Raw genomic sequence first — 14,918 nt, 5'->3', positions numbered from 1 at the left:
CCTATAACCCCGGCGGCGGGCAAAGGTTCGATCCTAGTCGAACCAGACAACGTCGGACAGTGCCCCTATACTGCGCAGCCGCTTTTTCAGGAGACATTCATGGCCACTTCCTATCTCGCCCACCACGTCGCCCTCCTCGCCCAGCTGCGTGCGGTCTTGGCCGACGTCGGCGCGGCTGAGCAGGTGCCCTCGGAGAACCACGCGCTGTTCCTCGACCGCTTCGACGAGCTGGTCGCCGGATTGCCGCAGGCGCCCGAGGAATACGCCTATCTCGGCCAGGACCTGCTCAGCCAGATCTTCAGCCGCTATCCGCAGATCGCCCATCGGGTGCCGCGCGACCTGCTGTGGTTCTTTGGCGGCGACTGCCTGCACTTCATGCCGGACGAAGAGCTGGCGCTCTATCAGCGGCTGGACGAGCGTCGTCATGAGGCGGAATCCCGCGGCGAAGTCTTCGACTGGGCGCAGGAGCAGCGCCTGATGGCCCTGCCGGAAGACGCAGCGCGTCACTGAAACGTCGAAGGGCTATCGATCGGTTCGATAGCCCTTCGCGACCGCCAGGACGCCAGGCTACCTAGTAGTAGGCGTTTTCGCGGTTGGTGTGGTCGGTGACGTCGCGCACGGCGGTGAGCTCGGGGATCCGCTCCAGCAGGGTGCGCTCGACGCCATCCTTGAGGGTCAGATCGACCTGACCACAGCCCTGGCAACCGCCACCGAAGCGCAGCACGGCCACGTTGTCGTCGACGATATCCACCAGGCTGACCATGCCACCGTGGCTGGCGAGCCCCGGATTGATCTCGGTCTGCAGGTAGTAGTCGACACGCTCGTTGAGCGGGCTGTCCTCGTTGACCATGGGCACCTTGGCGTTGGGCGCCTTGATGGTCAGCTGGCCGCCCATGCGGTCGGTGGCGTAGTCCACCAGGGCGTCTTCCAGGAAGGGCTGGCTGATGGCATCGAGGTAAGCGGTAAAGCTCTTCAGCCCGATGAGCTGGTCATCGGGCTTCTCTTCGCCGGGCTTGCAATAGGCGATGCAGGTCTCGGCGTACTGGGTGCCGGGCTGGGTAATGAAGATGCGGATACCGATCCCGGGGGTGTTCTGCTTTTCCAACAGGTCGGCCAGGTAATCCTGAGCCGCGTCGGTAATGATGATGGCGCTCATGGTCACTCCTCAACAGGTGTGACAAGTTTACGCCACCCTACCCCTCGACGAAAGCCCTAGTGAAACAGTCGGATAATCGTCTCAATCCAGACGCTGAACGAAGCTGGTGACCCTATTGCGCCCGGCATGCTTGGATTCGTACAGGGCCTTGTCCGCCTGCTGGATCATCTGCTCGTGATTACCCAGGGGCACCGACAGATCGGTGAGGCCAATGCTGATGGTGAAGGCGATGGGCGTTCCCAGCACATCGAGACGCATCGCCTCCACCGCTTCGCGCAGGCGCTCGGCGAGTAGTCGCGCGCCTTCTACACCCGTGTCGAGCAGCACCACGCCGAATTCCTCGCCACCGTAGCGTCCGGCGATGTCGGCGTTGCGCACATGGGTCTTGATCACCCCGGCCAGCGCCTTGATCGCCTGATCGCCAACGGCGTGGCCATGGGTGTCGTTGATGCGTTTGAAGTGATCGATGTCGAGCATCATCAGCGCCAGGCGGCCGCCATAGCGCTGGTGCCGGGCGAATTCCTCGGTGAGGCGTTCCTCCCAGTAGCCACGGTTGGCTAGCCCGGTGAGGCGATCGGTGCGCGACAGTTCCTGCAGCTTGTCGTTGGACAGCTCCAGTTGCCGCTTGTTGATGGCGACATCGGTGACGTCGTAAATCACCACGCAGATATGGGCGATGGCCCCGGTGGAATCGCGCAACGGCAGCAGGGTCACGTTCTGGTACATGAAGGCTTCCACGCCGGTGATCGGCTGGTAGCTCTTGAAGTGGACCAGATAGGGTCGCTGTTCCCAGATGGAAAAGGCCCGGGTGCCCAGCAGGACCACGCTTTCGGCCTTGGCCCGGAACCAGGCCTCGTCGATTTCGGCGAAGACCGCGAACAGCGACTGCTGGCTGACCTCGCTGAGGATCCGCCCGGAATGGTTTTCCATGAAGCTGTTCCAGACCTCGATACGGTAGTCGAGGTCCAGCACCACCACGCCGACATCGATGTTCTGCACGATGTCCAGCAGCCAGTGGAGTTCGTTGATATCGATCTGTGCGGCCATGCTCAACTCATCAGGTAGCCGATCTTGCGGGTGATGCGCTTCACCGAATCCTCGGTGAACAGCAGCAGCAGATCGAAGTGGACGTTATGGCCTTCCAGGCTGTAGCTGAGTTCGACCGCCAGGGTCTTCTTCCAGCGCGTCTTGTTGACGACGATGAGCTCGTCGATGGACGCGTGGTGGCCGAGGATGGTCGGATGGCCCTGGGAAAAGCGGATGTCGAACTGCTCGGCGATCCCGGCCAGGCAGGCGCCGATGATGATGCTCGACAGATCCAGCAGCATCTCGATGTCGCCGGACTCCCCCGCCTCGCGCCAGCGCACCAGGCGCGCCATGTCGTCGAATTCGGAGTCGTGGAAGATCAGCAGCGCCTCGCCGGCGATGCCCTCGCCGATGTAGCCCTGGCACACCGCGCTGAGACGATCCTCGCGCTGTGCATCCACCAGCGTCATGTGCAGCTCGCTGACTTCCAGGATGTTGACATTGGGAATGGGCAACTGAACGAAGACATCCAGCGCCTTGGCCAGCAGGGCCCCGGCGCGACCCATGGAGACGTTGACCACCTCGCGGAAGGCATCGCGGAAACTGACTTCCAGCTCCGGACGCGCGACGGGTTCCGCCGGAGTCGTCGGGCTTGGGCTATAGATACCGTGGCGCTGGAGCACCGTGGCCAGTTCGGTGGGATCGGCCGGCTTGCGGATGAAGTCCAGAGCGCCCAGTTCGCGCACCCGTGCCACCGCCTGTTCCTGGACATCACCGGAGACGACGATCACCTTGACCGCCAGACCCTCGTTGCGAATCGCCGCCAGGGTGCCGTAGCCATCCAGGATCGGCATGGTCAGGTCCAGCAGCATCACCTGGCCCAGTCCCTGACGCAGCGCCGTGAGGGCTTCCTCGCCATTGGTGGCCTGGGTGATGGATACCCCCCAACCTTCGGGCAGGGAGCGAACCAGCTGCTTGCGCGCCATGTTCGAGTCGTCGCATATCACCAGAGGAATCACGGCCACCTTCCATGACACTGTTTTGACGCACAGTAAACGTCGGTCATCTGTCAGTAAAGCAGCACTTCGGGCGCTTGTCCGCCGCCCGCTCTAGATCGCTAAGCATCCCTGGCATGAAAGACTCGCGGACCCTTCATGAGCGCTGCTCATCATGGATCACTGCCGTTACCGGGGCGGGCGCCAGCTTTTGCTATGCTGCCACCCTTTGTCCAGCGTCTCTTCATCTCTGTGGAATGCCCATGACTGATCGTAGCTCTCGCCTCGCCGCCCTTCGCCACGCCCTCGCGCAGCGCATCCTCATCCTCGACGGCGGCATGGGCACCATGATCCAGAGCTATCGCCTGGAGGAAGCGGACTACCGCGGCAGGCGTTTCGCCGACTGGCCGAGCGACGTCAAGGGCAACAACGACCTCTTGCTGCTGACCCAGCCGAAGATCATCGCCGAGATCGAAAAGGCCTACCTGGATGCCGGCGCCGACATCCTGGAAACCAACACCTTCAATGCCACTCGGGTCTCCCAGGCCGACTACGGCATGGAAGAGATCACCTATGAGCTGAACCTGGCCGGTGCCCGGGTCGCTCGTGAAGTGGCCGACGCCAAGACCCTGGAGACCCCGGATCGCCCGCGCTTCGTCGCCGGGGTGCTCGGCCCGACCAGCCGGACCTGCTCCATCTCTCCGGACGTCAACAACCCCGGCTATCGCAACGTCACCTTCGACGAGCTGGTGGAAAACTACACCGAGGCCACCCGCGGCCTGATCGAGGGCGGCGCCGACCTTATCCTGATCGAGACCATCTTCGACACCCTCAATGCCAAGGCGGCGATCTTCGCCGTCCAAGGCGTGTTCGAAGAGGTCGGCATCGAATTGCCGATCATGATCTCCGGCACCATCACCGACGCTTCCGGCCGCACCCTCTCCGGCCAGACCACCGAGGCCTTCTGGAACTCGGTACGCCACGCCCAGCCGATTTCCGTCGGCCTCAACTGCGCCCTGGGCGCCAAGGAACTGCGGCCCTACGTCGAGGAATTGGCGACCAAGGCCGATACCTTCGTCTCCGCCCACCCCAACGCCGGCCTACCCAACGCCTTTGGGGAATACGACGAAAGCCCCGAGCAGATGGCGGCGGTGGTGGAGGAGTTCGCCGCCAGCGGCCTGCTCAACATCGTCGGCGGCTGCTGCGGCACCACCCCGGCGCATATCCAGGCCATCGCCGAGGCGGTCGGCAGGCATGCGCCGCGCCAGTTGCCGGACATTCCCAAGGCCTGCCGCCTCTCGGGCCTGGAACCCTTCACCATCAGCCGCGAGTCGCTGTTCGTCAACGTCGGCGAGCGCACCAACATCACCGGCTCGGCCAAGTTCGCCCGGCTGATTCGTGAGGAGAACTATGCCGAGGCCCTGGAAGTGGCCCAGCAGCAGGTAGAAGCCGGCGCCCAGGTCATCGACATCAACATGGACGAAGGCATGCTGGACTCGCAGGCGGCCATGGTCACCTTCCTCAACCTGATCGCCTCCGAGCCGGACATCTCCCGGGTGCCGATCATGATCGACTCCTCCAAGTGGGAGGTGATCGAGGCCGGCCTCAAGTGCATCCAGGGCAAGGGCATCGTCAACTCCATCTCCATGAAGGAAGGCGTCGAAGCCTTCATCCATCACGCCAAGCTGTGTAAGCGCTATGGCGCGGCGGTGGTGGTCATGGCCTTCGACGAAGACGGGCAGGCCGACACCGAGGCGCGCAAGAACGAGATCTGCGCCCGCTCCTACGACATCCTGGTCAACCAGGTCGGCTTTCCGCCGGAAGACATCATCTTCGACCCCAACATCTTCGCCGTGGCGACGGGGATCGAGGAGCACAACAACTACGCGGTCGACTTCATCAACGCCTGCGCCTATATCCGCGACAACCTGCCCTACGCCCTGACTTCCGGCGGTGTGTCCAACGTCTCCTTTTCCTTCCGCGGCAACAACCCGGTACGCGAAGCCATCCACTCGGTCTTTCTCTACCACGCCATCCAGAACGGCCTGACCATGGGCATCGTCAACGCCGGCCAGCTGGAGATCTACGACGAGATTCCGGCCGCCCTGCGCGAGCGGGTCGAGGACGTGGTGCTCAACCGCACCCCGGCCGGCACCGATGCCCTGCTGGCCATCGCCGACGACTACAAGGGCGGCGGCGCGGTCAAGGAAGCCGAGACCGAGGAATGGCGCGGCCTGCCGGTGGGCAAGCGGCTGGAGCATGCGCTGGTCAAGGGCATCACCACCTATATCGTCGAGGACACCGAAGAATGCCGCCAGCAGTGCGCGCGGCCCATCGAGGTCATCGAAGGTCCGCTGATGAGCGGCATGAACGTGGTCGGCGACCTGTTCGGCTCGGGCAAGATGTTCCTGCCGCAGGTGGTCAAGTCCGCCCGGGTGATGAAGCAGGCGGTGGCCCACCTGATTCCCTTCATCGAGGCGGAGAAAGGCGACAAGCCCGAGGCCAAGGGCAAGATCCTCATGGCCACGGTCAAGGGCGACGTCCACGACATTGGCAAGAACATCGTCGGCGTGGTGCTGGGTTGCAACGGCTACGACATCGTCGACCTGGGCGTCATGGTCCCGGCGGAAAAGATCCTGCAGACCGCCATCGCCGAGAAGTGCGACATCATCGGTCTGTCGGGCCTGATCACCCCCTCGCTGGACGAGATGGTCCACGTCGCCAAGGAGATGCAGCGCCAGGGCTTCACCCTGCCCCTGATGATCGGCGGCGCCACCACCTCCAAGGCCCATACCGCGGTCAAGATCGAGCCGCAGTACCGGAACGATGCCGTGGTCTATGTCACCGACGCCTCGCGCGCCGTCGGTGTGGCCACCCAGTTGCTCTCCAAGGAACTCAAGGCCGGCTTCGTCGAGCGCACCCGCGCCGACTACGTCGAGGTGCGCGAGCGCACCGCCAATCGCAGCGCCCGTACCGAACGCCTGTCCTACGCCAAGGCGGTGGCCAACAAGCCGGCCTTCAACTGGCTCGGCTACCAGGCGCCCAAGCCCAGCTTCACCGGCACCCGGGTGCTGGAAGACATCGACCTGGCGGTGCTGGCCGAGTACATCGACTGGACCCCCTTCTTCATCTCCTGGGACCTGGCCGGCAAGTACCCGCGCATCCTCACCGACGAGGTGGTGGGTGAAGCCGCCACCGCGTTGTTCGACGATGCCCAGGCCATGCTCAGCAAGCTGATCGACGAGCAACTGATCAAGGCCCGCGCCGTGTTCGGCTTCTGGCCGGCCAACCAGGTCCGTGACGATGACCTGGAAGTCTATGGCGAGGACGGCCAGCCGCTGGCCATCCTGCACCACCTGCGCCAGCAGACCATCAAGCCCGAGGGCAAGCCCAACCTGTCCCTGGCCGACTTCGTCGCGCCCAAGGAAACGGGCGTGACCGACTACATGGGCGGCTTCATCGTCACCGCCGGCATCGGCGCCGAGGAACTGGCCAAGGACTACGAGCGCAAGGGCGACGACTACAACTCGATCATGGTGAAAGCCTTGGCCGACCGCCTCGCCGAGGCCTGTGCCGAATGGCTGCACGAGCGGGTGCGCAAGGAACACTGGGGCTATGCCGCGGACGAGACCCTGGACAACGAGGCCTTGATCCGCGAGCAGTACAAGGGCATCCGCCCTGCCCCCGGCTATCCGGCCTGCCCCGATCACACCGAGAAGGCCACCCTGTTCAAGCTGCTGGACCCCGAGGCCAGCTTCAACGAGGCCGGTCGCAGTGGCGTCTTCCTCACCGAGCACTACGCCATGTACCCGGCCGCCGCCGTCAGCGGCTGGTACTTCGCCCATCCCGAAGCCCAGTATTTCGCCGTGGGCAAGATCGACAAGGATCAGGTCGGCAGCTACACCGAGCGCAAGGGTCAGGAGCTGGCGGTGACGGAGCGGTGGTTGGCGCCGAATTTGGGGTACGACAACTAAGCTGGCAGACGCCTCAGGTAACAAAAACGCGGCCCTTTTCGCTGGCGTCCCTACTAGGGTGTAGGGACTTCCAACGACGAGGACAGCGTGCCCATGAAAGGTCTCACCCTAGCTGCCGGCAGTCTCCTGCTCAGTCTCGCCACCCTGAACGCCAATGCCGCACCCCAGGCTCTCTCCCAGGATCAGTGGCCCTTCACGGCCACGCCCAGGGCCACCTTGGACGCGCCCTGGGCGATCGCCTTCCTGCCGGATGGCACTACCCTGGTCACCGAGAAAGGCGGTGTGCTCAAGCACCTGAACGTGCAGACCGGCAAGGCCCAGGACATCAGCGGCGTGCCCAAGGTGATCGCCGCCGGCCAGGGCGGACTGGGCGATGTCATCCTGCATCCGCAATACGCCAGCAACGGGCTGATCTACCTGAGCTATGCCGAGGCCGGCGAAGACGGCACCCAGGGCGCGGCGGTCGCCCGGGCCAAGCTGACCCTGAAGGAGGACGGCAGTGGTTCGCTCGGCGAGCTCAAGGTGATCTGGCGGCAGACACCCAAGGTCACTGGCAACGGTCACTATGGCCATCGCATGAGATTCGGCCCGGACGGCAAGCTGTGGATCACCTCGGGTGAACGGCAGAAATTCACCCCGGCCCAGGACATGAGCGGCAACCTGGGCAAGCTCATCCGCCTCAACGACGATGGCAGCGTCCCTGCGGACAACCCCTTCGCCCAGCAGGGCGGCGTCGCGGCGCAGGTCTGGTCGCTGGGTCACCGCAACCCGCTGGGCATCGCCTTCGACACCCAGGGCCGCCTATGGGAGCAGGAAATGGGTCCCCAGGGCGGTGACGAGCTGAACCTGATCCAGCGTGGCGGCAACTACGGCTATCCCGAGGTCTCCAATGGCGACCACTATGGCGGCAAGCCGATTCCCGATCACTCCACACGCCCGGAATTCATCCCGCCCAAGATCACCTGGACGCCGGTGATCTCCCCCGCCGGCTTGATGATCTACGCAGGAGACCGCTTCCCGGCCTGGAAGGGCAATGCCTTCATCGGCGGGTTGTCGTCCAAGGCGCTGGTACGGATCGAACTCAAGGGCGAAGAGGCGCGCGAAGTCGAGCGGTATGCCATGGGCACACGCATCCGTGACGTCGAGGAAGGTCCCAACGGCAGTCTCTGGGTCTTGGAAGACGGTGCCAACGCCCGGCTGCTGGAGCTGCAGCCGAAATAGCCGCCAGGGTCACCCAGGGACGGGTGACCGCTGTCTCAACGCAGCTCGGAAGGCGAGCGGCGGACGATCTTGATCGAGTGCTTGATCTCGGGCTTGCGGGTCACGCTGATGGGCCGCTTGGTCACGGTGTCCAGGGTGATGTTCCAGAAGCCGGTGCTGGGTACGGTGATACGCGCCGGAAAGGTGTCGAAGGCGCCGCCATGATAGGTGTGGCGGCCACCGTTCTTAAAGCTGCGGAAATTGGCATCGTTCATCAGGCGGATGTTGCACACCCCCGAACTCTGGATGACGACCAGGTCGCCCTCGTTGAGATGCTCGCGCTGGTGGATGAACTTCATGACGGGTCCTCGTCTTGCAAAGGACTAGGATAGCATCCCTGCCCTGTCCTATTATCGCCGCCCGCCCCCGACCTGCCCTTTTCCCATGCGTATTTCCGATGTCGTCCAGTTGCTCGCCGAGGCCGGCGCCAAGCCCAAGCACAGCGCCCGTATCTTGCGCGCCTGGTGCCAGGGCCTGCCTCTGGACACCGGCACCCGCCGCCAGCAGGCGGAGAATTTCCTGCCGCTGGAGGTGCGCCATGCCATCCCCGCACTGACCGAGCGCCTGGAGGGCCTGGCCCGGGTGACCTCGGAGCATCCGGGTGCCGACGGTTCGGCGCGGATGCTGGTGACCCTGGGCGATGGCCAGGCGGTGGAAAGCGTGCTGCTGCCGCGTGATGGACTCTGCGTATCGTCCCAGGTCGGCTGCGCGGTGGGCTGCGTCTTCTGCATGACCGGTAAGAGCGGCCTGCTGCGCCAGGTGGGCAGCGCCGAGATCGTCGCCCAGGTCGCCCTGGCGCGACGGATCAGGGCGGTGAAGAAGGTCGTCTTCATGGGCATGGGCGAGCCTGCGCACAACCTGGACAACGTGCTGGAAGCCATCGACCTGCTGGGCACCGCCGGCGGTATCGGCCATCGCAACCTGGTGTTTTCCACTGTCGGCGATCCACGGGTATTCGAGCGACTGCCCCAGCAGGCGGTCAGGCCGGCACTGGCGCTGTCGCTGCACAGTACCAATGCCGAGCGGCGGGCCCGGCTGCTGCCCAAGGCGCCCCGCTACGAACCGGGCGAGCTGATCGAACAGGGTGAAGCCTATGCCCGGCTGATCGGCTATCCGATCCAATACCAGTGGACGCTGCTCGCCGGCATCAACGACAGTCAGGAAGAGATGGACGAACTGCTGCGCCTGATGAAGGGCAAATACGGCGTGCTCAATCTGATCCCCTACAACAGCCTGGAAGTGGATGACTACCAGCGCCCCGATGGCGAGCGCATCGTGCAGATCGTGCGCTACCTGCACAGCCGCGGCCTCCTCACCAAGGTGCGCAATTCCGCCGGCCAGGATGTCGATGGCGGCTGTGGCCAGTTGCGCGCCCGGGCAGAGGTGCTGCGCCCCGTACGCGTCAGCGCCTGACCGATCGTCCCGCGCCTGGCCCCGCCTATCAGATGCGGCGGAACGCCAGGCCTGGCGCCCCCTCAGAGTGCACTCGCACCATTCAGAGGGAAGCTTTTTCCATGCAGGATCGCATCAAACGCCACGACCCCTTCATCGCCGGCTTGAAGGAACGTCTGCCCGAAGAGCTGCGCGAATCCTTTACCGAGGAGCAGCTGGAAGCCCTCAAGCTGGCCTTCGGCACCCGCAGCTGGGGCAAGCACAGCGTCGATCTGCGCGGCACCGTCAAGTTCTGGCATCGCCGTTACTACTTCGTCTTCCTCGCCGGTCGCAACTATCGTCAGCTCTCGCGCCTGGAGCAGGAATTGTCCCTGCTGGGCAAGGCCACGGTGCTGGCGGCGATTCTGCTGGCCTGCGGCCTGGTGGGTCTGGTGCTGCTCTATCTGCTCAAGTCGGCGCTGGGCATCGATATCTTTCCCGACTACTCCTTCGGAGTTTGGACCTGGTTCAAGGGTCTATTCGAGTAGCACGGATTCGCTGGACCCCGGCAGGGAGGCTTGCCCCTCGGGAGACCTCCTATGCCCCACCTGAATCGCCGCCGGACCCTCGGCCTGCTGGCTGCCAGTGCCGCCCTGCCCCTACTGGGCGGCTATCCACTCAACGCCGTTGCGGCCGATGACGAATACCTCGCCCTGGTCGAGAAGGAAGTCCCCGGTGTCGGCTTCTATCGCCTGGCCGATGGCAAGCGCATCGGCAGCCTTGAACTACCCGAGCAGCCCCATGAGATCGTCGCCGATCGCCAAGGCCGCTATGCCTATGTCGGCCAATATGGGGTCAAGAGCTGGCAGGCACCCGGCGAAGGGGGGCATCAGGTCAGCGTGATCGATCTGGCCGAGCGCCGACTGGTACGGTCCATCGACCTGTCGCCCTATCACCGCCTGCACGGCATGCGCCTGGATGACCAGGGTCGCCTCTATGTGCTCAGCGAGACCGATTCGCTGCTCATTCGCTTCGACCAGCCCGCCACCGCCGAATCACCCAGTCAGATCGTCCCGGTGGGCGGTACCCGCAGCCACTACTTCGTGCTGACCCGCGATGGGCGTCGCGCCTATGTCGCCGATACCCTCAGCGGCCTGGTGATCCTGGTGGATGCGCATAATCCGGCCGTGCTGCCGGTGAAGAAATATCTCGGCCAGGCGCCGGAAGGCTGCTGCCTGAGTCCCGACGAGCGCGTCTTCTATGTGCTGGATCGCTTCGCCGGCATCCTCCATGCGCTGGACGCCCGCGACTTGACCCCGATCCACCAGGTCAAGCTGCGTGGCGAAGCCGTGCGCGTGGTTGCGCTGCCAGATGGCCGCCTGCTGGTCTCCAATCTGGCGGACAAGAGTCTTTCGCTGCTCCGGCCCGATACCCTCGGCGAAGTCGCCTATCTGCCCATGGGTAGCGCCGTGCCGGGGCTCAATCTCGACGCCCGGGGCGAACGTCTGTTCGCCGCGCTGGAAGACAACCAGTTGGCAGTGGTCGACCTGCGCAACTGGCGCGAGATTCGCCGCTTCGCCACTGGCAAGGCGCCGGATACCGCGGTGGTCTTCCAGGCCTGAATCCTGCCAGCACCGTGATACGCTGCAAGCAACCGAGCGGATTCCGGCGGCACGAGAATCATCCTCATTTAACAATCCGAATCATTGTGATACAAATCACCGACATCCGGGCGCCTTCGCGCCCCTTCGCTTATGTCGGTGATAGCTTTCATGCTCGTTCCCTTTTTGATCATGCTCCGCGAAGGCATCGAAGCGGCGCTTATCGTTGGCATCATCGCCAGCTACCTGCAACGTACAGGTCGCGGACACTGGATGCCTGCGGTCTGGATCGGCGTGATGCTGGCCGCTGCCCTGTCGCTGTTCGTCGGCGCCGGCCTGCAGCTGGCCAGTGCCGAATTTCCGCAACGCCAGCAGGAGCTGTTCGAGGCGATCGTCGGCCTGGCCGCCACCGCCATCCTCACCTCCATGGTGTTCTGGATGCGCAAGGCGGCGCGCTCGATCAAGACCGAGCTGCACGACTCCCTGGAAAATGCCCTGTCCGCCTCACGCAACCAGGTCTATGCCCTGATCGGCATGGTGTTCCTGGCAGTCGCGCGCGAGGGCCTGGAAACCGTGTTCTTCCTACTCGCCATCTTCCAGCAGAGCGCTGGCCCCGGTGCGCCCCTGGGCGCCCTGCTGGGGCTGATCATCGCCATCGCGGTGGGCTATGGCCTCTATACCGGCGGTGTAAGGCTGAACCTGGGCAAGTTCTTTCGCTTCACCGGCCTGTTCATTCTCTTCGTCGCCGCCGGCCTGTTTACCAATTCGATCAAGGCCCTGCATGAGGCCGGGCTGTGGAATGCGCTGCAGCAGGTGGTCTTCGACTGGAGCCACCTGCTGCCAGCGGACGGCCCGATCGGCACCGTGCTGTCCGGCATGTTCGGCTACCAGGACACCCCCACCGTCAGCACCCTCGGCGCCTATCTGCTGTTCCTGGCCGTGACCCTGCCGCTGTTCTTCCGCACCCCGGCGCCGCCCCAGCGCCCGGTCGCCGCTACTTCCAACGCCTCGCTGGAGCGCCCGTCGTGAGTAACCCCACCCCTCATCCGCCGAAGAGCAGCTCACTGGCGATGCGCCTGGCCGTGATCGGCTCCGCGACCCTGCTGATCGTGGCGGCCGCTGCCTTCTACTATGCCTCGCGCTCGGCTGGCCAGCGCCATGCCGAGGTGGGCGATGGCGAAGTCAGGGTCGAGATCCTGGCCAACCGCTGCGAACCCAACGCGCTCGAAGTACCCGCCGGGCCAGCACGCTTCCGCATCGTCAACCGTTCGGATCGAGCGGTGGAGTGGGAGATCCTCGATGGCGTCCTCGTGGTCGAGGAGCGCGAGAACATCGCCCCCGGCCTCAGCCAGGTCATCAATGCCACCCTGGCGCCCGGGGACTACGCCATCACCTGCGGCCTCCTGAGCAATCCGCGCGGGACGCTGAAGGTGCTGCCCACGGCCGCTTCAGAAGCCGCCAGCAAGGCGGGCCCGACCCTGACCCAATTCGTTGGTCCCTTGTCGGAGTACCGCGTCTACCTGAATCAGCAGAGCCGGCTGTTGCTGCAGGGCATCGCCGCCCTGCAGCAGGCTCTGACCGCGGGTGACCTGAACCAAGCGCGCACCGCCTATGCCGCTGCCCGTCTGCCTTACCAGCGCTTGGCGGCGACCGCGCAGCGCTTCGCCGAGCTGGACAATCGCCTCAATGCCCGCGCCGACTACTACGAAAAACGCGAACAGGATCCGGCCTTTGGCGGCTTCCATCGCCTCGAACAAGGCCTGTTCGCTGGCAACAGCACCCAGGGCCTGGAGCCGGTCGCCGACCGTTTGCACCAGGACGCCGCCGCACTGCGCGATGCGCTCCTCGGCCAGTCGCTGCCACCCGAGCAGCTCAGCGGCAATGCCGCGCGCCTGCTGCACAACCTGGCCAGCACCCGGATCTCGGGTGAGGAAGAACGCTACAGCCAACTCGTCCTGCCAGGCTTCGCCGCCAACCTGGAAGGTACGCGCAAGGTGATCGACCTGTTGCGGCCGCTGCTGAGCAAGGGTCATGCGGATCTGCAACAGCGCCTCGACACCCAGGCCCAGGCCTTCGCCGACGCCCTGGGCGATGTCCAGCGCCCCTACACCGCCCTGTCCACCGACGACCGCCACCGCATCGCTACGGCGGCCCAGGCCCTGGCCGACTCCCTCGACCAGGTCGCCCCGGCCCTGGGCCTTGCCGCGACCAAGACCACGCCATGAAGAAGCCTGCCCCTGATCAGCCCAACATCGACCGTCGCCGCCTGCTGGGTGGCCTCGGCGCCACCGGCCTGGCCCTGGCCGGCGCCGGCCTCTGCCCGATGCATGCCCGGGCGGCCAGCACCGCCGAGGTGACCCGCGCCCCTGGCAGCGCCAATACCCATCAGCACCAGGACTTCTTCGGCCGGCATCAGAGCGGCATCGTCACCCCGCGCCCGGCTGCTGGGATGATCGTGGCCTTCGATGTGCTGGCCAATGACCGTGAAGACCTGGAACGGCTGCTGCGTACCCTCGACGAGCGCATTCGCTTCCTGATGCAGGGCGGCCGGGCCCCCGAGGTGGATCCCAAGCTGCCGCCGTTGGATTCGGGCATCCTCGGCCCGGTGGTGACGCCGGACAATCTCACCGTCACCGTCTCGGTGGGCGAGTCGCTGTTCGATGATCGTTTCGGCCTCAGTGCGGTCAAGCCGCGGCAGCTGCAGCGCATGACCGGCTTTCCCAACGACGCCCTGGAAGCGGACTGCTGCCATGGCGATCTCTGCCTGCAGTTCTGCGCCAACACCCCGGACACCAACATCCACGCCCTGCGCGACATCCTGAAGAACCTGCCGGATCTCCTGGCGATCCGCTGGAAGCAGGAAGGCAGCGTGCCGGTGCAGGATCCGCCGCCCGGCCAGCCCGCCGAGAGCGCGCGCAACTTCCTGGGCTTCCGCGACGGCTCGGCCAACCCGGATTCCACCGACCAGCAGGCGATGGACCGGATCGTCTGGGTCCAGCCCGGCAGCGGCGAACCGGCCTGGGCGGCCCAGGGCAGCTACCAGGCGGTGCGCATCATCCGCAATTTCGTCGAGCGCTGGGATCGCACCCCGCTGCAGGAGCAGGAAGCCATCTTCGGTCGGCGCAAGGCCAGTGGCGCGCCCATGGCCGGCGGTCACGAGACCGACGTGCCGGACTACGCGAGCGACCCCAAGGGCAAGGTCACCCCGCTGGACGCCCATATCCGCCTGGCCAATCCCCGCACCCCGGAGAGCCAGCGCAACCTGATCCTGCGCCGCCCCTTCAACTACTCCAACGGCGTGCGCAAGAATGGCCAACTCGACATGGGCCTGCTGTTCATCGCCTACCAGGCCGACCTGGAACAGGGCTTCATCGCCGTGCAGAAGCGGCTGGATGGCGAGCCCCTGGAGGAATACATCAAGCCCATCGGCGGCGGCTACTTCTTCGTCCTGCCAGGCATCACCGATCCAAAGGACTACCTCGGCCGCAGCCTGCTGGCAGCCGCACCGCTTTAAACCCTCGACAGGAGAAGTCGA

General features: G+C 65.0%; 13 protein-coding genes. 9 read left to right on the top strand and 4 right to left on the bottom strand.

What is annotated here, in order from left to right; genetic code table 11:
- The first annotated feature begins 99 nt into the window (after nt 1-99).
- Complete coding sequence (locus tag NRG74_RS06345) at nt 100-510, top strand: PA2817 family protein (protein WP_017640579.1); 411 nt, start codon at nt 100-102, stop codon at nt 508-510.
- 61 nt (nt 511-571) lie between these two features.
- On the opposite strand, the gene nfuA is transcribed toward NRG74_RS06345, so the two are convergent.
- From nfuA to NRG74_RS06330, 3 genes are all read right to left on the bottom strand, one after another.
- Complete coding sequence (gene nfuA, locus NRG74_RS06340) at nt 572-1,156, bottom strand: Fe-S biogenesis protein NfuA (RefSeq protein ID WP_257706041.1); 585 nt, start codon at nt 1,154-1,156, stop codon at nt 572-574.
- A gap of 81 nt (nt 1,157-1,237) precedes the next feature.
- Nucleotides 1,238-2,203 (bottom strand): sensor domain-containing diguanylate cyclase, encoded by a 966-nt coding sequence (locus NRG74_RS06335; RefSeq protein ID WP_017640577.1) that lies wholly within the window; start codon nt 2,201-2,203, stop codon nt 1,238-1,240.
- Between the two features lie 2 nt (nt 2,204-2,205).
- Entirely contained in the window at nt 2,206-3,207 is a 1,002-nt protein-coding gene (locus NRG74_RS06330; RefSeq protein WP_257706040.1) for a response regulator, read from the bottom strand.
- 227 nt (nt 3,208-3,434) lie between these two features.
- Between NRG74_RS06330 and metH the strand changes: the two genes are divergently transcribed.
- Both metH and NRG74_RS06320 read left to right on the top strand, forming a co-directional pair.
- Nucleotides 3,435-7,151, top strand: a complete 3,717-nt coding sequence (gene metH, locus NRG74_RS06325) for a methionine synthase (protein WP_257706039.1) — start codon at nt 3,435-3,437, stop codon at nt 7,149-7,151.
- 93 nt (nt 7,152-7,244) lie between these two features.
- Nucleotides 7,245-8,372 (top strand): PQQ-dependent sugar dehydrogenase, encoded by a 1,128-nt coding sequence (locus NRG74_RS06320; RefSeq protein WP_257706038.1) that lies wholly within the window; start codon nt 7,245-7,247, stop codon nt 8,370-8,372.
- 35 nt (nt 8,373-8,407) lie between these two features.
- On the opposite strand, the gene NRG74_RS06315 is transcribed toward NRG74_RS06320, so the two are convergent.
- Nucleotides 8,408-8,710, bottom strand: coding sequence for a DUF1883 domain-containing protein (locus NRG74_RS06315; RefSeq protein WP_017640573.1), 303 nt, complete (start codon nt 8,708-8,710; stop codon nt 8,408-8,410).
- Between the two features lie 85 nt (nt 8,711-8,795).
- Between NRG74_RS06315 and NRG74_RS06310 the strand changes: the two genes are divergently transcribed.
- From NRG74_RS06310 to efeB, 6 genes are all read left to right on the top strand, one after another.
- A complete protein-coding gene (locus NRG74_RS06310; RefSeq protein ID WP_231355228.1) occupies nt 8,796-9,824 on the top strand; it encodes an RNA methyltransferase in 1,029 nt (342 codons plus the stop codon).
- A 101-nt stretch (nt 9,825-9,925) separates the two neighbouring features.
- A complete protein-coding gene (locus NRG74_RS06305) occupies nt 9,926-10,330 on the top strand; it encodes a hypothetical protein (RefSeq protein WP_059314926.1) in 405 nt (134 codons plus the stop codon).
- A 51-nt stretch (nt 10,331-10,381) separates the two neighbouring features.
- Nucleotides 10,382-11,404: a YncE family protein gene (locus tag NRG74_RS06300; protein WP_257706037.1), complete on the top strand. Its 1,023-nt coding sequence runs from the start codon at nt 10,382-10,384 to the stop codon at nt 11,402-11,404.
- A gap of 150 nt (nt 11,405-11,554) precedes the next feature.
- Entirely contained in the window at nt 11,555-12,412 is an 858-nt protein-coding gene (gene efeU, locus NRG74_RS06295; protein WP_257706036.1) for an iron uptake transporter permease EfeU, read from the top strand.
- Nucleotides 12,409-13,608 (top strand): iron uptake system protein EfeO, encoded by a 1,200-nt coding sequence (efeO, locus tag NRG74_RS06290; protein WP_257706035.1) that lies wholly within the window; start codon nt 12,409-12,411, stop codon nt 13,606-13,608. The genes efeU and efeO overlap by 4 nt, the downstream gene beginning before the upstream one ends.
- Nucleotides 13,605-14,897 carry an iron uptake transporter deferrochelatase/peroxidase subunit gene (efeB, locus tag NRG74_RS06285; protein WP_257706034.1) on the top strand — a complete coding sequence of 431 codons (1,293 nt, stop codon included), beginning with the start codon at nt 13,605-13,607 and terminating at the stop codon, nt 14,895-14,897. The genes efeO and efeB overlap by 4 nt, the downstream gene beginning before the upstream one ends.
- The last annotated feature ends 21 nt before the right edge of the window (nt 14,898-14,918 follow it).

The organism is Pseudomonas oryzihabitans, from assembly GCF_024652905.1.
GTDB lineage: Bacteria > Pseudomonadota > Gammaproteobacteria > Pseudomonadales > Pseudomonadaceae > Chryseomonas > Chryseomonas benzopyrenica.
This window is presented reverse-complemented; position numbering and strand designations above follow the sequence as displayed.